General features: G+C 61.3%; 21 protein-coding genes. 9 read left to right on the forward strand and 12 right to left on the reverse strand.

What is annotated here, in order from left to right; all coding sequences use genetic code 11:
• Positions 1-738 carry a helix-turn-helix domain-containing protein gene (locus ASAC_RS02775; protein ID WP_013266461.1) on the forward strand — a complete coding sequence of 246 codons (738 nt, stop codon included), beginning with the start codon at positions 1-3 and terminating at the stop codon, positions 736-738.
• On the opposite strand, the gene ASAC_RS02780 is transcribed toward ASAC_RS02775, so the two are convergent.
• Positions 725-1,069 (reverse strand): nascent polypeptide-associated complex protein, encoded by a 345-nt coding sequence (locus ASAC_RS02780; RefSeq protein WP_013266462.1) that lies wholly within the window; start codon positions 1,067-1,069, stop codon positions 725-727. The genes ASAC_RS02775 and ASAC_RS02780 overlap by 14 nt on opposite strands.
• Positions 1,070-1,167: 98 nt before the next feature.
• Between ASAC_RS02780 and ASAC_RS02785 the strand changes: the two genes are divergently transcribed.
• Complete coding sequence (locus tag ASAC_RS02785; protein ID WP_013266463.1) at positions 1,168-2,457, forward strand: MBL fold metallo-hydrolase; 1,290 nt, start codon at positions 1,168-1,170, stop codon at positions 2,455-2,457.
• Between the two features lie 101 nt (positions 2,458-2,558).
• Here the strand turns inward: ASAC_RS02785 and ASAC_RS02790 are convergent, their stop codons facing one another.
• The gene (locus ASAC_RS02790) at positions 2,559-3,269 is read right to left on the reverse strand and encodes a phosphoglycolate phosphatase (protein WP_013266464.1); all 711 of its coding nucleotides are present in this window, start codon (positions 3,267-3,269) and stop codon (positions 2,559-2,561) included.
• A gap of 90 nt (positions 3,270-3,359) precedes the next feature.
• Between ASAC_RS02790 and ASAC_RS02795 the strand changes: the two genes are divergently transcribed.
• Genes ASAC_RS02795 through ASAC_RS02810 form a run of 4 tightly spaced genes read left to right on the forward strand, consistent with a single transcriptional unit; the run spans position 3,360 to position 6,647 of the window.
• Complete coding sequence (locus ASAC_RS02795; RefSeq protein ID WP_013266465.1) at positions 3,360-5,030, forward strand: acyl CoA:acetate/3-ketoacid CoA transferase; 1,671 nt, start codon at positions 3,360-3,362, stop codon at positions 5,028-5,030.
• A 47-nt stretch (positions 5,031-5,077) separates the two neighbouring features.
• The gene (locus ASAC_RS02800; protein ID WP_013266466.1) at positions 5,078-5,356 is read left to right on the forward strand and encodes a lipoate protein ligase C-terminal domain-containing protein; all 279 of its coding nucleotides are present in this window, start codon (positions 5,078-5,080) and stop codon (positions 5,354-5,356) included.
• Entirely contained in the window at positions 5,346-6,164 is an 819-nt protein-coding gene (locus tag ASAC_RS02805) for a lipoate--protein ligase family protein (RefSeq protein ID WP_013266467.1), read from the forward strand. Before ASAC_RS02800 ends, ASAC_RS02805 begins: the two co-directional genes overlap by 11 nt.
• A gap of 57 nt (positions 6,165-6,221) precedes the next feature.
• Positions 6,222-6,647, forward strand: a complete 426-nt coding sequence (locus ASAC_RS02810; RefSeq protein WP_013266468.1) for a CBS domain-containing protein — start codon at positions 6,222-6,224, stop codon at positions 6,645-6,647.
• Between the two features lie 2 nt (positions 6,648-6,649).
• Here the strand turns inward: ASAC_RS02810 and ASAC_RS02815 are convergent, their stop codons facing one another.
• The 5 genes from ASAC_RS02815 to ASAC_RS02835 form a co-directional block, all read right to left on the reverse strand.
• Complete coding sequence (locus ASAC_RS02815; protein ID WP_083774010.1) at positions 6,650-7,204, reverse strand: DUF998 domain-containing protein; 555 nt, start codon at positions 7,202-7,204, stop codon at positions 6,650-6,652.
• A 38-nt stretch (positions 7,205-7,242) separates the two neighbouring features.
• Positions 7,243-11,274: a DEAD/DEAH box helicase gene (locus tag ASAC_RS02820; protein WP_013266470.1), complete on the reverse strand. Its 4,032-nt coding sequence runs from the start codon at positions 11,272-11,274 to the stop codon at positions 7,243-7,245.
• Positions 11,275-11,342: 68 nt separating this feature from the next.
• A complete protein-coding gene (locus ASAC_RS02825) occupies positions 11,343-12,269 on the reverse strand; it encodes a TFIIB-type zinc ribbon-containing protein (protein ID WP_048812753.1) in 927 nt (308 codons plus the stop codon).
• Between the two features lie 6 nt (positions 12,270-12,275).
• On the reverse strand, positions 12,276-12,560 hold the full coding sequence (locus tag ASAC_RS02830) for an H/ACA ribonucleoprotein complex subunit GAR1 (RefSeq protein WP_013266472.1): 285 nt from the start codon (positions 12,558-12,560) through the stop codon (positions 12,276-12,278).
• A gap of 171 nt (positions 12,561-12,731) precedes the next feature.
• Positions 12,732-13,403 (reverse strand): MBL fold metallo-hydrolase, encoded by a 672-nt coding sequence (locus ASAC_RS02835; RefSeq protein ID WP_013266473.1) that lies wholly within the window; start codon positions 13,401-13,403, stop codon positions 12,732-12,734.
• Between the two features lie 145 nt (positions 13,404-13,548).
• Here ASAC_RS02835 and ASAC_RS02840 point away from each other — a divergent pair, with 145 nt between their 5' ends.
• Complete coding sequence (locus ASAC_RS02840) at positions 13,549-14,718, forward strand: MFS transporter (RefSeq protein ID WP_013266474.1); 1,170 nt, start codon at positions 13,549-13,551, stop codon at positions 14,716-14,718.
• 48 nt (positions 14,719-14,766) lie between these two features.
• On the forward strand, positions 14,767-15,444 hold the full coding sequence (locus ASAC_RS02845) for a diacylglycerol/polyprenol kinase family protein (RefSeq protein WP_048812757.1): 678 nt from the start codon (positions 14,767-14,769) through the stop codon (positions 15,442-15,444).
• Here ASAC_RS02845 and ASAC_RS02850 read toward each other — a convergent pair.
• Positions 15,423-17,102: an MFS transporter gene (locus ASAC_RS02850; RefSeq protein WP_013266476.1), complete on the reverse strand. Its 1,680-nt coding sequence runs from the start codon at positions 17,100-17,102 to the stop codon at positions 15,423-15,425. The two genes, ASAC_RS02845 and ASAC_RS02850, sit on opposite strands and share 22 nt — an antisense overlap.
• A gap of 164 nt (positions 17,103-17,266) precedes the next feature.
• On the opposite strand from ASAC_RS02850, the gene ASAC_RS02855 reads away from it, so the two are divergent.
• Positions 17,267-18,010: a DUF72 domain-containing protein gene (locus tag ASAC_RS02855; RefSeq protein WP_013266477.1), complete on the forward strand. Its 744-nt coding sequence runs from the start codon at positions 17,267-17,269 to the stop codon at positions 18,008-18,010.
• On the opposite strand, the gene pgsA is transcribed toward ASAC_RS02855, so the two are convergent.
• From pgsA to ASAC_RS02875, 4 genes are read right to left on the reverse strand one after another with little or no spacing between them, the layout of a single operon-like run.
• Positions 18,007-18,585 carry an archaetidylinositol phosphate synthase gene (gene pgsA, locus ASAC_RS02860; RefSeq protein WP_013266478.1) on the reverse strand — a complete coding sequence of 193 codons (579 nt, stop codon included), beginning with the start codon at positions 18,583-18,585 and terminating at the stop codon, positions 18,007-18,009. The two genes, ASAC_RS02855 and pgsA, sit on opposite strands and share 4 nt — an antisense overlap.
• Before the next feature lie 6 nt (positions 18,586-18,591).
• Positions 18,592-19,350, reverse strand: coding sequence for a polysaccharide deacetylase family protein (locus ASAC_RS02865; RefSeq protein WP_083774012.1), 759 nt, complete (start codon positions 19,348-19,350; stop codon positions 18,592-18,594).
• Complete coding sequence (locus ASAC_RS02870; protein ID WP_013266480.1) at positions 19,277-20,572, reverse strand: glycosyltransferase family 4 protein; 1,296 nt, start codon at positions 20,570-20,572, stop codon at positions 19,277-19,279. Before ASAC_RS02870 ends, ASAC_RS02865 begins: the two co-directional genes overlap by 74 nt.
• On the reverse strand, positions 20,560-21,402 hold the full coding sequence (locus ASAC_RS02875) for a lysylphosphatidylglycerol synthase domain-containing protein (protein WP_013266481.1): 843 nt from the start codon (positions 21,400-21,402) through the stop codon (positions 20,560-20,562). The genes ASAC_RS02870 and ASAC_RS02875 overlap by 13 nt, the downstream gene beginning before the upstream one ends.
• Positions 21,403-21,410: the final 8 nt, after the last annotated feature.

Genomic DNA, 21,410 nt, shown 5'->3' on the forward strand with positions numbered 1-21,410 from the left:
TTGGAGGAGCTTGAGGAGTTCGCCTACAAGGCAGTAGCCGTCAGGATAGCTGGCGACATAGTGCTCAGCGACTCCCCCGGCGCCGCCCTGAGGAAGTGGAGGGAGTACTTCAAGCTGAGCCAGCAGGAGGTCGCTAAGTATATGGGGGTCTCCTCCAGCGTGCTCAGTGACTACGAGAAGGGCAGGAGGAGCCCGGGGGCGGGGTTCATAAGGAGGTTCGTCACTGCCCTCCTCAAGGTTGACGCCGAGAAGGGCACGAAGAGGTCCGAGAACCTGGTCAAGGCGCTCGGCATACCCACCACTGGCATAATAGACATGCAGGAGTTCAGCGAGCCCATGACACTTGAGGACATAATAATAACCGTTGACGGCATACTGCTCTACCCCGACTACCCCAAGGGCATAGTGGCATACGGCTACACAGTGATAGACAGCATTAAGGCCATAACTGAGCTCACCAGCATGCAGTTCTACACCATGCTGGGCTCCGTGCCCGAGAGGGTCATAGTGTTCACTAAGGTCACGGCGGGCAGGAGCCCCATGGTAGCGGTCAGGGTGTCCCTGGTGAAGCCCAGCATAATAGTGATCCATGGCCCCAGGGAGCACGTGGACTACCTGTCAATAGAGCTGGCGAGGCTGGACAGGATACCCCTCGTCCTCAGCACTCTCAACAGCGTCGACGAGCTCGTCCAGAGGCTTAGGAGCCGCACGGGCGGCAGGGGCTTCACGATCCCTTGAGCTTGAGTATGGCCTCAGCTATGTCGCCGTTGGCAGCTATGAGCGCGTTCCTGGCGGTCTCAAGGTCGACCCCGGCCTGCTCCGCCACGAGCTTCACGTCCTCCTCGCTCACCTGGGGCTGCGCCGGCTGCTGGGGCTTGACCTCCTTCGGCTCCCCCACGACATATATCATAGTGGGCTGGTTCCTCCCTCTAACTATTATTACCTGAGGCTCCTCGACGACCAACTGCTTGTCCTTGGCCTCTATGGTGACCCTGGTGGCCTCCAGCTCCTCGGCCTCGATGCCCATCCTCTTGAGCATCCTCTTGAGCTCCCTTGGGTTGACCCCCATCAACGGCCTCTCCTACAACTTCATGGTAAGTATCGCTTAATATAGCCTTCTGTTACACAAGGGCAGCGGAAGCTGTATTGGAACAGGTCAGATGAAAGATGGGTAGCAGTGACGAAACGCCCAAGGTAAGGATCCTGGGCAGCGGAAGGGAGGTCGGGAGGGCAGCCATAGGTGTAGAGCACAGGGGCCGCATGGTCCTCCTGGACTACGGCGTCAACTTTGATGAGAACGAGCAGCCCATATACCCGCTTCACGTGAGGCCCAAGGACGTTGAGGCCCTGGTGCTGACCCACAGCCACTTGGACCACGTGGGGGCAGCCCCGGCGCTGTTCATATCTGTCAAGCCGAGGCTCCTGGCAACCCCGCTCACCCTTGATGTGACGAGGCTGCTGCTCTACGACATGATAAAGCTCAACGGGCCCAACCTGATATTCGACAACAGCACAGTTGATGACATGCTTGGCGTGGCCGAGAGCGTGGACTACGAGAGGTCCTTTGAACTCGACGACTTCACCCTGACCCTCATGTCGAGCGGCCACATACCGGGCTCCGCCTCAGTGCTGGTTGACGTGAACGGCAGGAAGGTGCTGTACACCAGCGACATGAACACCATAGAGACGAAGCTCATGAACCCCCACAAGCTGACCGGGGTGAAGGCCGACGCCGTGATAATAGAGTCCACCTACTCCACCGTGACGCACCCCGAGAGGGAAAACACCGAGAAGGAGTTCTACGAGTCAGTGGAGGACGTGGTCAAGAGGGGCGGCACCGTGCTTGTCCCCGCGTTCAGCGTAGCCAGGGGGCAGGAGATAATGTGCCTCCTCGAGGAGAAGGGCTTCGGCTGGCCCGTCTGGATAGACGGCATGATAAGGTCCGTCACCGACCTTTACCTGGCGCACAGCAGCTTCATCAAGGACCCCAGGCTCCTCGCCAAGGCCCTTGAGGACCAGAAGGTGGTGAAGGGCTGGGGGGACAGGAAGAAGGCACTAAAGAAACCCGGAGTCATAATATCAAGCGCGGGCATGCTGAAGGGCGGCCCGAGCCTGTACTACTACACAAGGATGGTTCAGAACGAGAAGGACGCAGTGTTCCTAGTGAGCTACCAGGCGCCGGGCACCCCTGGCAGGCAGGCCCTTGAGGAGGGAGTATTCTTTGACGGCGAGAGGAAGCTGCCCGTGAAGGCGAGGCTGCAGATATTCGACTTCTCGAGCCACACAGACTGGAAGGGAGTCTTACAGACGTTGAAGTCCCTGGCCGGGGTCAGGAAGGTCATCCTGGTCCACGGGGAGCCCCAGGGCCAGATGAGGCTGGCGTCAAAGATAAAGGACGAGCTGGGCGACGTTGAGGTCCTGGTGCCCCAGAACGGCGACGAGATACCCGTCGACTAGCGGCAGCCTTATTTGTCTGGACCTCCACAGCTCAAGTGAATGAGGAATTTGCCGAGTGCTGAGCCGTTGAGGCTGTGAAGAGAGGGAACCTCGCCTGACGCTTAGTTGCGTTCTCCCTTAGCGAGAAGCCACCTGGCAAACTCCAGGAAGCCGGCGCCTCCCCTGCCCCTGGCCACGAACTTAACCTTAACCTTAACCGCGGGGGCCGCGTCGCCCGGGCAGCCGCTTATGGGCACCACTGAGAGCATGTCGAGGTCGTTCTCGCCGTCCCCTATGGCTGCCGCCTCGGAGGCGCTGACCCCTATTAGCTCAAGGGCCCTCAGGAGCCCCTCGCCCTTGCCGTTGCCAGGGTTTATGTGGACGGCGTAGCCGCTCCAGAGGACTCTGAGGCCGTGGGCCTCGGCTATCTCTGACACAGCCCTCAGCAGCTCGGCCTTCGAGTTCTCGTCTACCCCCCTGGGCATGAAGAAGGCCATGTCGTGGTACCTGAACTCGTTCTGCCAGCTGGGCCTGAGGCCGAGGTCCTGGAGCTTCCTGAGCAGCCCCTCGGGGGGCCTGCCGGAGCACACGTGGTATATCTGTCCCCTGTACATTATGACGCAGCCGTTCTCAGCCACGACGGGGCCGCTGGAGCCAAGGTAGACGCTGAGGCCTGCGGTCACGGGGAGGCTGTTGCCTGAGACCAGGATAACCTTGACCCCGCGGGACTCCAGCAGCCTTATCCCCCTGATCGCGTGCACGCTTACCCTTAGGTCGCCCCTCCTCACGGTGAGCGTGCCGTCAACGTCTGACCCGACAGCCTTCAGCGGCAACCGCGCTCCCAGCTTTAGCTCTCGCAGTAAATATTAAAGCCCCTACATACTTCTAAAGTAATTGAAGCACAGATTCGGAGGTAACTTAATATGAGCGACAGCGTTGTGAGCCTGATAGCAAGAAAGAAAATAGTTAATGACCCAGACTTCGTCCTGTCGCAGATAAAGGACGGCGACGTCGTTGCCATCTCAGGCTTCAACGAGATAACGTCGCCCGACTACCTCATAGAAAGGCTCTACAGGCTGTACTTGAAGACCGGCCACCCCAGGAACCTCTTCATAATAAGTGACACGTTCCCTGGGACGCCAGGCAGGGGGCTTGACAGCATAGCCCAGATGATGTACAAGAGGGGGGACAGGGACTTCATAAGGGGCATGCTGGTGGCCTTCTACGGCTGGAGCGAGACCCTCCAGAAGATGATAAAGGAGGAGTGGTTCGAGGCCTACGCCTGGAGCATCGGGATCCTGGCCTACTGGTTCAGGGAGGTCGGGAGCGGCAGGCCTGGCGTCCTGACCAGGGTCGGACTCAACACCACCGCTGACCCAAGGTATGACGGAACAGCCCTTAACGAGACCGCCAAGGAGAGGAGGACTGTCAAGGTGCAGCTGCTCAACATAGACGGTAAGGAGTACCTGCTCTACACCGCCCCGAAGCCCAAGTTCGCCCTCATAAGGGGGAGCACGGCCGACGAGATAGGAAACCTGTCCCTCGAGGACGAGGTGGCTTACGGCACCGTGCTTAACATAGCTCAGGCGACTAAGGCCATGCCAGAGAAGGGCACAGTCATAGCCCAGGTGCTCAGGGTGGCCAGGTTCGGCACCATTAACCCCAAGAGCGTGGTCGTTCCCGGCCCGCTGGTGGACTACGTTGTAGTTGCGCCCAGGGAGTACCACAGGCAGTCCCACAGCTTTGACTACGACCCCATAGTAGCTGGAAGGGTGATACCCCCGGCTGACGTTATGACGGCGCAGATGGAGAGCGGCCTGGACGAGAGGAAGGTAGTGGCCAGGAGGGTGGCCCTTGAGCTTGCCAGGCTCGTGGAGAAGTACGGGAGGCCTGTGGTGGTCAACCTCGGCGTGGGCATACCGGCTATGGTGGGCGAGGTGGCGATGGAGGAGGACATACAGGACCTGGTGGTGCTCACCGTTGAGTCAGGCACGTGGGGAGGAAGGCCGCTCTACGGCCCTGACTTTGGGGTCTCCATAGGGGCCTTCGCAGTGCTCTCGGTGCCGGACCAGTTCACCATGTACGAGGGAGGGGTCATCGACGCGGCCTCCCTGGGCTTCATGCAGATAGACAAGTACGGCAATGTCAACTCGTTCTTCACGGAGTCAAAGATACCTGGGCCAGGAGGGTTCCCAGCTATAGCGTCAGGGGCGCCTGACATCTACTATGCAGGCCTCTTCACGGCTGGCAGGGGGACAAAGTATGAGGTGGCCGACGGGAAGCTAAGGATAATCTCCGACGGAAACATAGTTAAGTTTGTCAACAAGGTGGACAAGGTCGGGTGCTCCTCGAAGGTTATGATAGAGAATAGGAAGAACGTGCTTTACATAACCGAGAGGGCTGTGTTCAGGCTGACGCCCGAGGGACTGGAGCTCATAGAGGTGGCCCCTGGCGTCGACCTGGAGAAGGACGTGCTCGCCAAGATGGAGTTCAAGCCTATAATGAAGAGGGAGCCGGAGCTCATGGACCCGAGGATCTTCATGCCCAAGAAGATGGGCATGAAGGAGGAGCTAGTGAAGGCCATAAGGGTCTGAGGCTAACGCTTTTCTTTTCCTCCACGCCCGAGGGCGCGGGGTCCTTAGTGGGCACGTGCGAGGTTAAGGCAAGAAAGGGCCTCATAAGGGTCTCCTCCGAGGTCGTCGGAGGGGTCATAGCCAGGGTCAGCATAACGGGAGACTTCATGGTTATCCCGGAGGACAAGGTCTTCGAGCTTGAGGAGAGCCTCGTTAACACCAGGTTTGACAGGGGCGAGGTCTCCGGCGTCGTCAGGAGGGTGCTCCAGGGCTCAAGCCTGGTAGGCTGCTCCGAGGAGGACTTTGTGGACGCCATAATGTGCTCGGGTGAGGGCGATGCAGCTTAGGGTCCTGCTCTACGAGACCCCTGACGACCCATACATGAACTTGGCGTTCGAGGAGGCCCTGCCCAGGGCGAGGGGCTGCGGCATCTCCCCTGACACGCTTAGGCTTTGGAGGAACCGCAGGGCAGTTGTAATAGGCTACTTCCAGAGGGCCGAGGAGGAGGTGAACCTCGCAGAGGCAGAGAGGCAGGGCGTGAAGGTGGTGAGGAGGTTCACCGGCGGAGGGGCAGCATATCATGACCTTGGCAACATAAACTACGCAATATCGCTCTCCCTGGGCGAGAGGAAGGTAAGCAACCCCGTCGACTTCATATTCACGGAGCTCATAAGGGCCCCCGTTGAGGCGCTAAGGTCCCTGGGCTTTGAGGCCTCGGTGCAGAACGTCAACGACATAATTGTTGACAACAGGAAGGTGAGCGGCACGGCGGCAACGGTGTCCTGGGGCTCCATATTCTTCCATGGCGCCATGCTGGTGAGCGCAGACCTCAGCGCCCTGGCCTCCGTCCTTAAGGTGCCCCTCAAGAAGCTCATAGACAAGGGGGTCTCGAGCGTCAAGTACAGGGTAACGAACCTGGCCGCCCTGAGGCCTGGGACCACTGTCAACGATGTTGCCTCCGCCCTAGCCAGCTCGTTCGCAAAGGTTCTGGGCTACGACGGCGTTAAGTACGACCTGCCCACGTCTGAGGAGCTGGAGATGGCGGAGATACTCTACACTTACAAGTACTCAGACAGGTCATGGAACATGGACAGGGCGCCCCACAGGCAGTTCAGGAGGGCCGAGGAGGAGCTCATGAGGGTATGTAGGAGGTAGCGTATCATATGCACTAAGCTGAGCGCTTAAAATCCCCACTGTGCGGACACTATTAAGGTGAGCTCCTTGAGCGTCTGGACCTCAAAGGTAGGTGACGTTGCAAGGAAGAACGTGGTGTCCGCGACCGCCGATGCCACGCTTGCGGAGGCCGCGAGGCTCATGTACACCAAGGGCACCGGCAGCGTCGTAGTTGTGTCTCCAGAGGGGAAAGTGATAGGCATCTTCACTGAGAGGGACCTGAGCAGGGTGGTGGCGGACAGGGTCAGCTATGACTCAAAGCTCGGCGACTTAATGACCAAGGACCCGGTGACCATAAGGGATGACGAGCCCATAACTAAGGCTGTGGAGCTGCTTTCAACCCGCAAGATAAGGCACCTGCCCGTGGTTGACAGGGAGGGAAAGCTCGTGGGCATAATAACGGCCAGGGACATAGTTGACATAACCGAGAGGTACCTGGCGTCGACAGGCTTCGTCTCGGAGTGACCTCAGCCTTCAAGGTCTCGCAGGTCAAACGTCATAAGTATCACGAAGAGGTCTATGAGCACTATTCCGTAGGCCTCGAGGGTGGCCGCCGAGGGCCACCTGAAGGCTATGGCCCCGGCGGGCCCGATAACCCCAATGGCCACCTCCGCGGCCCCTCTTTTTGCCCTACCCGAGACTATGGAGCCCGCGCCCCACACTATGGACGTCATGTCCATCTGAGCGAAGAACCACTGCGAGACGAAGACGTGGGGGTATGTGCCCTCGTGGAACACGCCTATCAGGGCAAGGAACAGGCCGGCGACCATCATAAATGAGGCGCCCACGGCCTCTAGCTTCTCGCTGCTGACGCTGACCGCGTACGAGGCGAAGGCTATTATGAGGGCGCCGACCGCTATAAGGCCATAGTTGTAGAGCCATGGGTCTGTGGCCCTGGGACCTCCCAGGTCGCTGAAGGCGTTTTTGGTGAACACGAACCAGGGGTTAATGGACACGCAAGCAATAATAATTACCCATGCCACCGCCGCCGCAGTGATGCCAAGGTACCTGAGGGCCCGCAAGTAAAACCCCTGTGGGTTAAGGGGCCGGAGGCTAAAATCTAAGCCTTTGACCTGGCGTAGAGGTAGAAGCTGGCGTAGGGGTAGCCGTGGACAAGCTTAACGACCTCGTTAACTTTTTCGCTGTCCTTGGCCACCACAACGACGTAGCCCATGTTCATAGCCTTCTCAAGCTCCCCCCTCCTGGCCAGGGAGGCCAGCCTCCTGTAGTAACTTGGCGAAACGGAGGGCGACCTGCCAGTGAGCTTGAGGTACCTGGCGGAGACCAGGGGGGCGGCCGTGGGGGAGGCGCCTATAACCACTGAGCCCTCCCCCACGAGCTCCTCAACCTCTATAACGTCCTTTATGGCGCGGTCGACGCACTCGTCCAGGCTGTCACACCTCACCACCTTGCCCAGCCTGACGCCTCCCAGAGGGGGCCTGACCCCCCTGGCGAGGAGCTCCTCTATGGCCCTCTTGACCTGGGAGTCAGCCAGCTGCTGCCCTCCCCTTGCCCTGGCCGCCACTGCCGCCTCCAGCAGGTCCGAGAGCTCCTTGACCTTCCTGCCCTCCCTCAGGGAGAGCCAGAGCGATATGGCGTAGAGCTCAGGGTCAAGGTACCTCCTCGGCCTCCTCCAGCCCGAGGTCACGGAGACCAGGGCCACGAGGCCGTCGTAGCTTATCGACTTACAGGCCTCCTGCGCCTTCAGCCCTATTGAGGCGTCGTTGTCGCAGATGTTAAAGTAGACCCTGCGGCCCTCCAGCCCCCTCACGGCCCTTGATATGCACGTGCCGTCGCTCATCGGTATGCACCACCCCGCCTCCTCCTCGACCTTCTCCCTCGGCAGGTCGTAGGCCAGCAGCGGCCCCCTGACGACCTCGTAGTCTATCAGGCCCGCCACCCTCAGCACGTCAAGGTACTTGACGAGCCCCCACTCGCCCTCCCTGCCCTTGATGGGGATCGGGATGACGCCGTCCCTGTACTTGACGTACTGCATGGCCTCGGCTATCAGCTGCAGGGTCCTGTGCACGCTGAGGGGCCTTATGGCCTCCCCCTTGGCCATGGCCGACTGCACGGTCATGTCAGAGGGGTTGTAAAGTATGACAGCCCTCGCGGGCTTCCCATCCCTCCCGGCCCTGCCTATCTCCTGGTACAGGTCCTCCACGCTGCCGCTCGGCGCGGCGTGAAGGGTCCACCTTATGTTAGGTATGTCAACACCCATGCCGAAGGCCTTGGTGGCCACCACTATCCTTGGCCCCCTGCCCGTGCGGGAGGAGCTTACTATCTCCTCCTCGACCCGCCTCCTCTCGGAGTCGCTCAGCTGGCCGTGGTACACGGCTATGTCCTCGCCCAGCCTCCTGCCCAGGAACTTGGCCACCTCCTCGGCGTTAAGCCAGGGCCTTGAGTCACTCTGGACGAACGGCACGAACACTATACCAACCCACGGCCCCCCGAGCGAGTCGGCCCACCTGGTGAGCTCCTCCGCGTGGGCCGCTATGTCCTCAAGCCTGTCAGGGCCGTCCCTGGCTGGCACAACATCAATGGAGATCTCAGGCCTCAGGGACGGGGCCCTCAGGACCACTGGCTTGCCCGAGTAGCTCACCTCCGCGGTCTCAGGGCCCAGGGATATACGGCGCTCCTCGTAGTCCTGGTAGCCGAGCTCGCTCAGGACGTCCCTGACCACGTCAGAGGGAGCTGAGGCGGTGAGGGCAACTATCGGGGGCCACCCGGCCGAGGCCCTGTCCTTGAGCTGCCTGGCGACGTACAGGTAGCTTGGCCTGAAGCTGAGCCCCCACCTTGAGAGGGCGTGGGCCTCGTCGAGCACCACGAGGCTCGCCTCGCCCGAGGTTGACACCAGCTCGGAGGCAGGCCCCGAGCTGAAGCCCTCGGGCGTCACGTAGACCAGGTCCAGGAGACCCTCCCTGGCAGCGGCTATTATCTCCCTCTTCCTTGAAGGCGGCACACTCGAGTCTATGTAGGCGGCCCTGAGCCCCCTCGACCTGGCGTTCTTCACCTGGTCGTGCATGAGCGCCCTCAGGGGGCTTATCACTATGGCCGTTGACCCCAGTCCCAGGTCCTCGAAGGCCTTCGCAGTCACCTGGAAGATCGCGCTCTTCCCGGCCCCAGTGGGAAGTATGACCATCAGCGCTGAGGCCCTGCCCGAGGAGGCCATCTGGGCCAACACCCTCACGGCGAGGCCCTGGTAGGGCCTCAGGCTCAGGTTGGCGCCCCAGAGCCTCTTGAACGCGTTCTCGGCCTCCTCCATTATATCAGTGTCGCTGAGCTCCACATCAATCTCGTGCCTCGCCGGTGCCACCAGCTCTATGTCGTCCCTCCTCTCGGCCTCGGCGTGGAGGGCCCTGCTGACCGCCAGGCCCCCGTTCTTGGCCACAAGCTCTATGACGGAGTCCACAAGCCTGTCGTGGACGCCATATGCCGTGTCCTCGGGCTCTGCTCTGATCAGCCTCTCGGGGAACACTATAATGGAGCGGTCGGCCACGCCCCCGGCCTCAGGCATGGCCAGGTAGTCATCCCATGATATGAAGCCCAGGCCTCCCCTGGAGAACCAGGAGTCTATGGTTTCAGCAGTTATGAACGTGCCTCCGTGGGCGCTGGCGGCCGCCCTGGCGAGGGCCCTCGTTGGGACTATTATCAGCGGCCTGGAGGCCCCCGAGGCCATGGCGACAGCTGACGACACCGCCTCAGAGGCCCCCCTGAGGCCGCCCAATATGGGCTCGCCGTAGGCCTTCACCTTGCCCTTGTTGGGGGCCGCCATGCCGAGGGACTCCGCCAGCCTCTGGGGGACGTAAGAGTTGGCGGTGAGCCTTATGTTCTTGGCTCCGGGGCACCTCACCTTGAGCTTCCTAAGGAGCTCCTCCTCGTCAGGCGGAGGCCTTGAGGGGATGCAGTCGTCGTAGGTGCGAGCGCAGTCAAGTAGGACTTCTATATCATCGAGGCACGCCAGGTCCCACGGCTCAACCTGGCTGCCAGGCCTTGGGCCTGCGGCCGTCTGCACCAGGGAGGCCATTATGGCTTTAGCTATTGACCTGCCCTCGTCGCCGTCAAGGCTTGAGAGTCTGATGGCCCTCAGGGGGTCGCCTCCCCTTGAGGCCAGCGCCTTGATGACTGTAGCTGCCACGTAGTCGTCCTGGGGGGCCCGCGAGGGGCTCACCGAGAACGGCCTCCACAGCGGCATGTAGGCCCTGGGCCTGTCCGTGACAACTATGGAGCGCTGTTCCTTGACGCCGCGCTGCCCCACGACGGAGTTCACCACGTCCCTATACTTGACTATTTCGGAGGCGCCCCTCACGTCCTCGGGCATCTTTTCCCACTCGACCCCAACCCTGTTCAGTATGTCAACCGAGCTCTCGACCGCTGCAAGGACCACGGCTGACGGGGGAAGCATGGGGTTAACCCCTAGGTTGTAGGCTATTGACGCCAGCGAGGGCCTCACGTCAGGGTAGGCCAGCCTCACGAGCCTCCTGGCGTTTACAGCCCCCCTGAGGCCGCAGCTGCCCCAGCTTATGACAAGCTTCGCCCCTGAGAGCTCAGCTATGGAGCTCATTGCCTCCTCCGGCGGCGGGGACCTCCATGAGCTCCCAGGCGGCGGCACCTCGGTTACGACGCCATCTACCATGACCTCCCTGTAGTCGCCCTCGCACACAGCAACCATGACCTTTGAGCTGCCGGAGAGCTTTGGTTGCTCCTGCAGTAGCCTTGACGCCTCGGCTTCCCACTTGGAGAGCGCCAGCCCAAGTGAGTAGGCCCTCGCCCTGCGGAGGGTGACGGAGGGCACCGAGCAGCCCCTTGAGGCCAGGTATATGACGTCCTCGTAAAGTCCAAGGGAGATGAGCGACTCCGCCAGCCTCTCCGAGCCCTTGGGGCACGACCTCAGGGACCTCACTATAGCGGAGACCTGCTGCCTGCTTATGCCTAGGGACTCGGCAGAGGAGGCCACTTCGACTATGCTGTCGGGGTTCACCTTCAGCCTCAGGGAGGTGAGGAGCCTTGACAGCAGCCTCTTCCTGTAGGCTACATAGGTCGCCGCGCCCGCAGCGGCCGCTGCACCTGCAGCTAGGACGGCCTCTTGCACGCTGGCTCTCCTGGCTCCTCTAGGACCGGGCCCGCTTAAGGGAAGGAGAGCTCAAAAGCTAAAAAGGCTCAGACGTCAACGACCACTACCATGTTGTCCATCAGGAACCTGTAGAGCTTCCTCACGGTGGACTCCTTTATGCCGACTACCTTGGCCACGTCGCTCTGGCTTATCTCATAGCCGTTAAGCCTTGCAACCAGGTAGACGGCGGCCGCCGCCAGGGCCTCGGGCTTCTTGCCGTATGGTGTCTTGCCTGCCACGCCCAGGGACTTCCTTATGAAGTTCAGCGAGTCCTGCACGACTTGCTGAGGCAGCGACAGGCTTGACGCTATCCTGTTAATGTAGGTGAAGGACCTCTCCAGCACCCTGCCCTGGCCCTCGGAGGCCACGACGACCTTAAGCATGTCAAGGGCGCCGACGTCGTTGAGCTTCTTAAGGCCGTCCCATAGGTCGTTGTCGTCTATCTCAAAGAAGCTCTCTATCTCGCCCTTAGATATGCTTAAGTTGTAGACCTCTACCACCTTCTCCAGGGCGGCGGCCACGACCTTGTTCACGTCCCTGCCTATGGGCTTCTTGGCCCTCTCAGCGTAGGCGTGGAGCACCTGCCCTAGGGCGTCCTTGGCGCTGTCGCTCAGCTCAAAGGCGCTCGCCGCCTTCTTGGCTATGGAGAACATGTTGACCAGCGGCGCCTCGCCCTTGAGCAGCGGGTGGGAGCTGCCTATCCTCATCCTCAGGTTCCTGACCCTCATCAGCGGCGACCTTGACCTGGCCGGGCTCATCCTCAGGTTGCCTATGCCTAGGTCATGCATCAGGGGGTCGTTGGAGTACGAGGCCCTCTCAACGCCCTTCACGTTGCCGTTGCTGAGCGACCTCCACTCAGGGCCGTCACTGAGCTCGTTGCCGTCGTATATGTAGCCACAGTTGGGACAGACGAGAACCCCATTATCATCAACAAGCTTGGAGCCGCACCTGGGACACACGAGTGGGGCAACCACGTCTAATCACCTTCTCCTGTGATGGCTCCTCCTCCTGGGGGGCGAGAATATGAGGAAGAGCTCGTCCCCCTCCTTAACTGAGGCGCCCGGGCTCAGCTTGACCAGCAGGTATGGGGAGTTGACGTTTCCTATTATGTCGGCGGCCGACCCCACGAGCCTGCGGTCAGGGTTGATCACGGGCGACCCTTGCCTGAACTTCCTTACATCTATGTCGGCCCTGACCACGGCTAGGCCGTTGACTATGCCTGAGACCTTGCCGATCCTTAGGACTTCCCGGGCGCCTCCCTCCATAAGTTCCCCCCAGCGGGTGCCAAGGTTAGATGTCGCGGCCCTATAAGAAAACCTGGCAGGCAACCGCGGTCCTTGCCCCCAAGCTGTGGGAAAGGGGCCGCCTGAAGCGGGAGGCCAAGTCCTCACCTAAAGCTGAAAGGATAGTAAACCGAGATAAAGCTTAAAAAGACCTCACAGAAGCTCCCTCAGGTCCTGCCTGGCCCTTGCTGAGGCGTCCCCTACCACGGGCTCGCCGTGCCCTGGGAGCAGGACCCTGAAGTCCAGCGACAGCAGCCTCCTCACCGACTCCCTGGCCCTCTGCATGTCAGCGGTGAACAGGGGCGGCGGGCCCTGGACCCTGCCGTCGCGGAAGTTCAGGTTGTCGCCGGCGAATAGGTGCTCCCCGTCGTAGAGGGCTATGGAGCCGGGCGTGTGCCCTGGGACGTGGATCACCCTGAGCCCGTGGACCTCGTCGCCGTCGTTTAGGACAACGTCTGGCTTGACCGGCTTGAACCAGCGGTAGGCCTCGACGGCCTCCCTTGGGGCTTCCTTGGGGAGCTGAGGGGGTACCAGGCCCTCAAGTATTGGGGCGTCGTCCCTGTGCACGTATATCTTGGCCCCTGTGGCCGAGCGAATGGCGTTCGCGCTGCCAGAGTGATCCAGGTGGTAGTGGGTCAAAACTATGGCCTTGACCTGGGAGGGGCTGAAGCCCAGGGACCTTATGGAGTCCAACACCAGGCCGTCCTTGCCCGGAATGCCCGTGTCTATTATGATGAGGCCGTCCTCCTGGACGTAAAAGTATATGTTGCCGTTAGTCTCCTCCACGGGCACCCTGTAGACCCTGCTCGTCACCTGAAGGACCACTGCTCCCACGCGATGCGAGTAAGTCGGGAAAAGATATAAAGTTTTAATTAGTATACCCGAGGCCATCAGCCCCGCAGGAGTCCACGGTCAAAGGGGGTCCGACCCTCTTAACTCCAATGCCCGTATGCTCCCGTCGGGAGTACATGTGTGGTACTGGCTGGGGGTCACCTACATAGCGGCGCTCTCAATAGTTGACTTCATGATGTTCAACTACATAGGGTTCAGGACGGACGTGTCGGACATAGACTACGGCATAATCGGGGCCGCATGGAGCGCCGTGTTCATAGCTTCCAGCGAGTTCCTCGGCAGGCTGGCCGACAGGGGGGACTACCGTAAGCTGACGGCGGTGTCGCTCGTGGCCATAGCAGTGGCTTCCCTGCTGTTTGGCCTGGCGAGGGGCGTTGAGCTTATGGCGATAGCCTACATGTTCCACGCTGTTGCCACTGCGGCCGCTAACCTCGGCTTCTCGGCTGGCATGTTTGAGCTGTCGCCCGACACCGAGTGGGAGGCGAAGGCATCAGGCCAGAGGCTGGGCCTCTTCGGCATAAAGGGCGCTGGGCTGCTTGCCCTGTCCTTCGTGGTCCCCTTCATACCCCTCATGGGGCTGGCCGTGGGGGTAGGCGTCGCCTCCCTCGCCGTTGGGCTCGCCTTTATGTTGTTCCTCCCCTCAGGCTGGCCCCCCTTCGAGAGGAAGCTCCACGGGCTCATGCTAAGGCTTGAGGGCTTCGGCCTCTACGCCACCGCGGTGGGGTCCTTCGCCTACGGCAAGTACGGGCTTCTCTACAACATCTCCAGGTCAGTTGAGAGGGGCGCGGGATCGTCGACAGGGGTGGCGGTGTCGGCTATGCTGACGACCTTTGTCGGTGATTACTACCTGACTGCCCTGCCGCTCATGCTCAGGTACGTCAACCTGGGCCTCAGGGACTACATGGTTGCCTTTGCAGCTGCGGGCCTCTCGGCGGCCGCGGCGTTGGCCCTAGTCCAGGGCACGGGCTCCAGGTCGCTGGCGGCGGCGGGCATAGCGATAAGGGGGGCGTGGGCCATAGTGGCCATAAGGTTCATAGACTCCCTGGCCGGCATAGTGGCCTACATAGTGGTCCTGGTAGCCCTCTTCAGCGTGCTTGACCTGTCGCTATATAGGATATACATAGGGATAACGGGGGGCTACAGGGTGCACGGCTACATGATGTTAAGGGAGCTGGGCTCCCTGGTGGGCTCCCTGGCAGGGGGGCTGGCGCTCTACCTTGGCCCGCTGGCCTTCATGGCCACCCCGGCCGTGATTACGGCGGCGGCCGTAGCCGCGGCCCTAATTTAGCTGCAAGCACTTTAATTCTGCGCATCACACAGGGTCAGCGAGAGTATGTTGTCCATAACGCTTCAGCTGGCCATAACCTTAGCCCTGGCGGCGTGGGTTGGCGCTGTAGTCCTCTACATCTCAAAGGCCGTCTACAGGCTGTCCACCTCTCATGGACTTGGGGACCGCATATCAAGGTACATGGCTAGGAAGACGATACATATCCTGGGCGGCGGCCTGGTGGCCGCGCTGGTGCCCTTTGTCTACACCCAGCCGTGGATGGCGTTTGCCTCAGCCATGGCTCTGACTGGTTACATCTTCTACAGGAGGAGGAAGGGCTTAATGGCGTGGTTCCAGGAGCCCGATAACGCCTACGAGGCCCACTTCACCATAATGTGGGGCCTTGTCATACTCGCCTCCTGGTTCTTCGACCCAAGCATGGTGATCGGGGCCGTCTCGGCGCTGTTCATGTCAGTCGGCGACGGCGTCACGGGGGTCGTGAGGGGCCTCAGGAGGGTCAGGGGCAAGGCGTGGTCGGGGACCATAGCTATGATTGTCGTGTCGTCCCTCATAGGGGGCTACTTCCTCGGCCTTGAGGGGGTGGCGGCCGGCGTGGCGGCCTCCTTTGTGGAGAGGATAAACGGGGTCGACGATAACATCACCGTGCCCCTCGTCTCGTTCCTCCTGCTCCTGGCCATGAGGTACCTGCTACCGGCGGGCCTGGCTCACTTCCCTCCCAGGCTCTGAGGGGCAGTCCTGCCCCTGAGGGCGGAGGCCACAGCCGCCACCACCACTATGACGCCTGATATCATCAGGGTGAACCTGAGCGCGTACATGAACGGGGGAGCTATGACGTGAGGGAACCAGGTGTTGCTCATCACCTCCTTAAAGCCCGAGGGGTCGCCGGCCTCTATGCTGCTCGCCACGCCCTGCGGCAGGTCCTGGAGGACCACCTGCATGGGGTTATAGCCGAGGAAGGCCGCGAACAGGGCCGCGGTCGGGGGCATCCTGGAGACCTCGAGGGCCAGGGCCTGCGGGAACCCAGCGCTCACAAGCGACGAGTATATGGCCGAAGGAAGCTTGGCCTCAAAGGCGCTCAGCAGCAGGGAGAAGTAGAGGGCTATGCTCACGGTGTTTGCCATGCTCGTCATGACCGACCTCATGCCTGAGGCCACCCCTCTGTGCTCCGGGGGCACGGCGTTCATTATTGAGGCGGTGTTCGGGGCCACGAACATGCCGTTGCCGACGCCCACAGCAAATATCATCAGGGCGAAGGGCAGGTAGGAGAAGTTATAGTTGAGCGTCATCATGGCCATCATAGCTGCAAACGCTATCAGCATGCCCCCGGTGGCCAGCTCCCTGGCCCCGTACTTGTCTGAGAGGGCCCCGCTCAGGGGCCCGAGGGCCACGAAGCCGAAGAGCATGGGCATCATGTATATGCCAGCCCAGAACGGCGTCGAGCTGTAGCTGTAGCCGTGGAGCGGGAGCCAGATGCCCTGAAGCATTATCGTGAGCGTGATCATGAGGCCCCCAAGGGCAAGGCCCGCCAGGAGCGCCGCAAATATCCCGGCCGAGAACTGCCTTGACCTGAACAGCTCGAGCCTGAACATGGGGTACTGGACCCTCATCTCCACGAGCGGGAACACTGCAAGCACCGCGGCCCCGGCGCTCATCAGCGCTATGACCCTGGGGCTGTCCCAGCCCATGGCCTCCCCATGGTAGGGCTCCAGGGCATAGGTTATGCCAGCCAGCAGGAGCACCAGGCCGCTAATGAAAGTCAGGTTACCGATTACGTCGACCTTCTCCTCCCTCCTGGGCCTCGAGAGTTCCCTGAGCTTCAGGTATGACCACACGGTCCCAGCCACGCCGAAGGGGACGCTTATTATGAACACAAGCCTCCAGTTAACTGTAGCCAGGACGCCCCCGAGGATCAGGCCCACCAGGTTGCCTACCATGCCCGCGACCTGGTTTATGCCGAGTGCCCTGCCCCTCTCAGTTATGGGGAACGCGTCAGTTATGAGGGCGGCGCTGTTAGCCATCAGCAGGGCGGCGCCGACGGCCTGCACCATCCTGAAGGCCACGAGCTCGGCCGCGGCCACCGTCCCCCTGCCCGGAGTTATTGAGAGGAGCACCGAGCCCACGGTGAATATCACGAAGCCGAGCCTGTACAGCTTGACCCTGCCGTACATGTCGGAGAGCCTGCCGAAGGAGACTACCAGCGAGGAGGAGACGACGCCGTAGCCCATGAGCAGCCAGAGAAGGTAGTCAAAGGAGCTCGGGGCCAGCGGGTTAAGCTGGATGCCCCTGAATATGGCAGGGAGCGATATTATGAGCACGGAGGAGTTTATCATAGCCATGAGTATCCCAAGCGTGGTGTTGGTGAGCACGGTCCACTTGTACTCCATGACCTCACCCCTATATCAGTTACCTGAGTATCGGTTACTGAGCTATTTAAAATTGCTTAACTCTAAACTTAAAAGCCTTACCTATCAGCGAGGAAGCTAACAGCTAAGCCGAGGGGCCTGGACGGCTTAAACTTCAGGCGCGGGTAAGTCCCCCAGGGGCGCCCATGCTGCTGGTGGGCTGCTGCGGCTGGTGCCTGGGAAGGCAGAGGTATTACGCCAGCTTCAACGTCGTCGAGCTTCAGGACACGTTTTATGAAATGCCTGACGAGGGCAGGCTGAGGTCCCTGAGGGGAGAGGCGCCCGAGGGCTTCAGGTTCACAATGAAGGCGTGGCAGGCGGTCACCCACCCCCCTGGGGGCCCCACGTGGAGGAGGGCCAGGCACAGGGTACCTGAGGAGCTGGCGGACCGCTACGGCAACCTCAGGACAACAAAGGAGAACCTTGAGGCGTGGGACGTGATCGCCAGGGCCGCGAGGGCCCTCGGGGCCTCAGTGGTGGTGGTCCAGACCCCTCCGGGCTTCGGGGCCTCGGAGGACAACGTGAGGCAGGCAGCGGAGTTCTTCAGGGCCGTGGCAACGAGGGACTTCACGATAGGGTGGGAGCCCAGGGGCACGTGGCGCTCAAGGCCGGACCTCATAGCTAAGGTCATAGGGGACCTTGACGGGGTCATACACGTGGTCGACCCATTTAGGGCCAGCCCTGCCGTCGAGAGGCCTGTTGTCTACTTCAGGCTCCACGGCATAGGGGGCGGGGAGGTCAACTATAGGTACAGGTACACGGACAACGATCTTGAGGCGCTCTGCAACAAGGTCAGGGGGCTCAGGGAGGCCAGGGAAGTCTACGTTATGTTTAACAACGTCTTCATGAAGGACGACGCCTCGCGCTTCAAGTCATTGTGCGCGGTCTAGCCTATCGACCTCTTGACGTGAACGGACCTCTGGATCACTGTGGCGGCGGCCAGCACGGCCACTACCGCCATTATTATGTTGTCCACGAGCAGCTGCCTGAGGAGGAGCAGCAGCGACATGACGAAGAGTATTATAAGCCTCTCGCTCCTCTCGACAAGGCCTATGCCCTCCATCCTGACGTTGAGCAGCTCGCCCTTGGCCCTGGCGTAGCTTACCATGAGCGAGAAGGCGAGCGCTATCATGGTTATGTACTGGTTCACCCCGGCCAGGGCCATGGCCAGGAACAGGAAGGCGTCGCTGACCCTGTCGGTCACAGAGTCAAGGTAGGAGCCGAAAGCCGTGGTCCTCCCGGAGGCCCTGGCGACGGCCCCGTCAAGGACGTCCATGAGGCCTGCCAACAGTATTAGGAACGGCAGCATTATGAGCTTGCCCAGGTAAACCGCGAGGGGCGCCAGGGCGGAGAGGGCGAGGCCCGTGTAGGTGAGCTCGTCAGGGGTCACGCCGGCCTTATAAAGGGCCTTGCCCACGGTCGTCGGCGCCACGGAGTTAACGAACTTCCTCAGCTTGCCGAGCAAGTGCTCTCACCTGCCGCCCGGCTGAGCCAGCGCCCTGAAGTTAATATTGCCAAGGAGCGAGGGCGCCTCACTCATAGTCATGGGCCTGTAGCCCCTCCTAACCATGTAGCTCACCGCGTTCCTCAGGAGCCCGAGGAGCCTTGGGCCCGTGCCGACCCATATGTCGGGCCTCCAGTGCACCACGCCTGAGACCTCCCAGGGGTGCACGAAGAGCGTGGTAACCCTGGGCATCAGGGCCAGCAGGGGCCTCTGGAGGGCCCACGGCACGCGCAGCACGCTGCTCGTCACCGTGGCCGGGACCCTGACCACGCCGCCCTCAACAGTGAGGCCCCGCGGGAAGGGCGGCTTGTAGGAGGCCAGGCTGGCGTCAACGCTGACCCCCTCCTCCCTGAGGACAGGCAGGAGCTGCCGGGGCAGCTTAAGGTTGGGGGCCCTGAATGACTTGACCTCACTGAAGTCCCTGAGGACCCTCAGCGACCTCCTCACGTCGTCCTCGGCCTCCCTGAGGGGGACCCTGTCAAGCCTTACGTGCGCGTAGCCGTGGCTTCCAAGCTCGTGGCCCCTTTCAATTATGTTGTAGACAGCCCTTGGGTGCCTCTCGGCCACCCTGCCAACCACGAAGAACGTGGCCCTCACCTTAAGCTCGTCCAGCAGCTCCAGCAGCCTGGGCAGGCCCTCGACGATGCCCCTCTCAGTGTTCATGTACGGCGGGGCGTCCTGCTCCACGTCTGACGACAGGAACAATGCCATCGGCTGACCTCTCATGGTACTCCCACTTCCTCCCCCTGCACCACTCGCCCTCCTTAACGGGATCCCCCGTGAGGGCCCTGTAGAGCCTGTAGGCCAGGAACCTCCTGTCGTCGCTGCACTTAACCTCCTCGGCCCTCCGGTACTCCTCAACGTACCTCCTGGCTATTATACTGCAGTCGAAGAGCCTTGCCCTGTCCTCGGCGCCCCTTGCAAGGTCCCTCCTGAGGCCCTCGTCGCTGGCAACCCTTACTATGGCATCCGCCATGGCCTCAGGTCCATCAGCTATGATGCCGCTCCTGCCGTCCTCAACCAGGTCTAGGACGCCCGGGCTACTGTAGACCAGCGGCGGCACCCCGAGCGCCATGGCCTCAAGGACGGCTATGCCGAAGGACTCCCTGTAGCTTGTCAGGACGAAGGCGTCAGCCCCAGAGAGAAGCTGCGCTACTCTCTCCCTGGGCATGAGCCCCAGGACCTTCACCCTGTCCTCAACCCCGAAGCCCCTGAGCGACTCCACGAGGTCCCTCATGAGCATGCCGTCGCCGACCACGTAAAACCTAGCCCTGGGGAGCTTCCTGGCCACCAGGGATGCCACCTTGGCTATCTCAAGGGGGTTTTTCCTCGGCGACAGCCTGGATGTTATAACTATGGCCGGGTCCCCGTCAAGGTGGGACCAGGTGGCCATCTCCCTCCACGAGTCGACGTCTATGCAGTTATGTATTACGTCCGCCGGCCTCCCGCTGATCCTTGAGACGTCCTCGGCCGCGGCCCTTGACACGCCCACCAGGAGGGTGGGCCACTTGAGCGCGTACTTGAGGGACAGCCTGCCCAGGCCCTTCAGGGAGCCGCTGAGGAGCGAGTGGTTAGTGAGCACTGACGGCACGCCGGTTCCCCCGCTGGCTATCATTGAGGTCATGAGGCCCAGCACTGAGGTCACGCCGTGGGCGTGAACTACGTCGACCGCGTTCCTCTTGACGAAGAGCGACGCCTTCGCTATTACAAGCGGGTCATAGGTGACGTCGTCCTTGGCCAGGAGGCGGGTCCCGATCCAGTAGACCAGGTAGCCGTCGCCCTTGACGAGGCCCGGCGGGCCCCTGTAGGAGCTGTTCTCATGAGTTACAACCATCACCTCGTGGCCCAGCCTGCCCAGGGCCTTGGACAGCTCGCTTATGCTGGTCTCGACCCCTCCAACTCTTGGAGGGAACCAGTCGCTGACCATTGCAATTCTCAGCGTCTCCAACTCCCTGCGCCCCTGGCCTGCCTGAGCACGCGGTAGCTCCCGGTCACGACAAGCACAATAATGCCCGCTATGCTTGGCATCACCGTGTCCACAAGCCTGATGGACACCAGGAACAGGACAGCTAGCCCCACGGGATACCCCATGAACTTCAGCGCACCTATGACCCCTAAGTCAAGGAAGCCCAGGGCCGCCGGGGTCGGCGCCGCGGACGTGACCCTGAGGATGACGTAAAGCAATATAAGGTCAAAGAGCGCAAGGTAGAGGCCGCTCATGAGGGCCACGAGCCACACCTTAATGACGTCTATGGCTATTATGGCAGAGCTCACGGCCAGGTAAGTTGCCATAAGCCTTCGGTCCCTGGACAGGAGCCTGAAGGCCTTGACCAGGTCCCTGACGGCTGACTTAACCGTCATGCCCTGGGGCTGGCCCGCCGCCACTGCTACAAGGGTGAGGGCCGCGGCGCCGAGCGCGTAGTGCCTTATTATCACAGCCAACAGCAGAAACGAAATTATTAGGCCCTCGGCGACCCACTCGACGGCAGCCGCCGCCATAACTGACGTCCTCTTGCCCTCCTTGACGTCAAGGTATGCTATTCTGAACGCCTCCTGGGCCGCCTTGCCCGCCGGGAGCAGGTTGCCCAGGGGAAAGCTGGCCACTATTGCGCCGAGCGACTGAAGGTAGCTGACCCTGACGCCCAGGTACTTTAGCCCGGCCCTCCACCTCAGGGCCCAGAGCAGCGTAAGAACAACGTTTATCAGCGATCCCACTAGGACGGCGTAGCCCACCTCCTTAAGGTCGCTGAGTAGCGCCGTCAGCGAGAGGTCTAGCAAGGCGCTGT

Origin of the sequence: Acidilobus saccharovorans 345-15, from assembly GCF_000144915.1 — an archaeon.
Taxonomy (GTDB): Archaea; Thermoproteota; Thermoprotei_A; order Sulfolobales; family Acidilobaceae; genus Acidilobus; species Acidilobus saccharovorans.

Bases quoted from the DNA above. Each gene is read 5' to 3' on its own strand.
- ASAC_RS02805 (WP_013266467.1), top strand. From the start codon at position 5,346: ATGCAGCTTAGGGTCCTGCTCTACGAGACCCCTGACGACCCATACATG.
- ASAC_RS02855 (WP_013266477.1), top strand. From the start codon at position 17,267: ATGCTGCTGGTGGGCTGCTGCGGCTGGTGCCTGGGAAGGCAGAGGTAT.
- ASAC_RS02785 (WP_013266463.1), top strand. From the start codon at position 1,168: ATGGGTAGCAGTGACGAAACGCCCAAGGTAAGGATCCTGGGCAGCGGA.
- ASAC_RS02865 (WP_083774012.1), bottom strand. From the start codon at position 19,350: ATGAGAGGTCAGCCGATGGCATTGTTCCTGTCGTCAGACGTGGAGCAG.
- ASAC_RS02850 (WP_013266476.1), bottom strand. From the start codon at position 17,102: ATGGAGTACAAGTGGACCGTGCTCACCAACACCACGCTTGGGATACTC.
- ASAC_RS02795 (WP_013266465.1), top strand. From the start codon at position 3,360: ATGAGCGACAGCGTTGTGAGCCTGATAGCAAGAAAGAAAATAGTTAAT.
- ASAC_RS02830 (WP_013266472.1), bottom strand. From the start codon at position 12,560: ATGGAGGGAGGCGCCCGGGAAGTCCTAAGGATCGGCAAGGTCTCAGGC.
- ASAC_RS02780 (WP_013266462.1), bottom strand. From the start codon at position 1,069: ATGGGGGTCAACCCAAGGGAGCTCAAGAGGATGCTCAAGAGGATGGGC.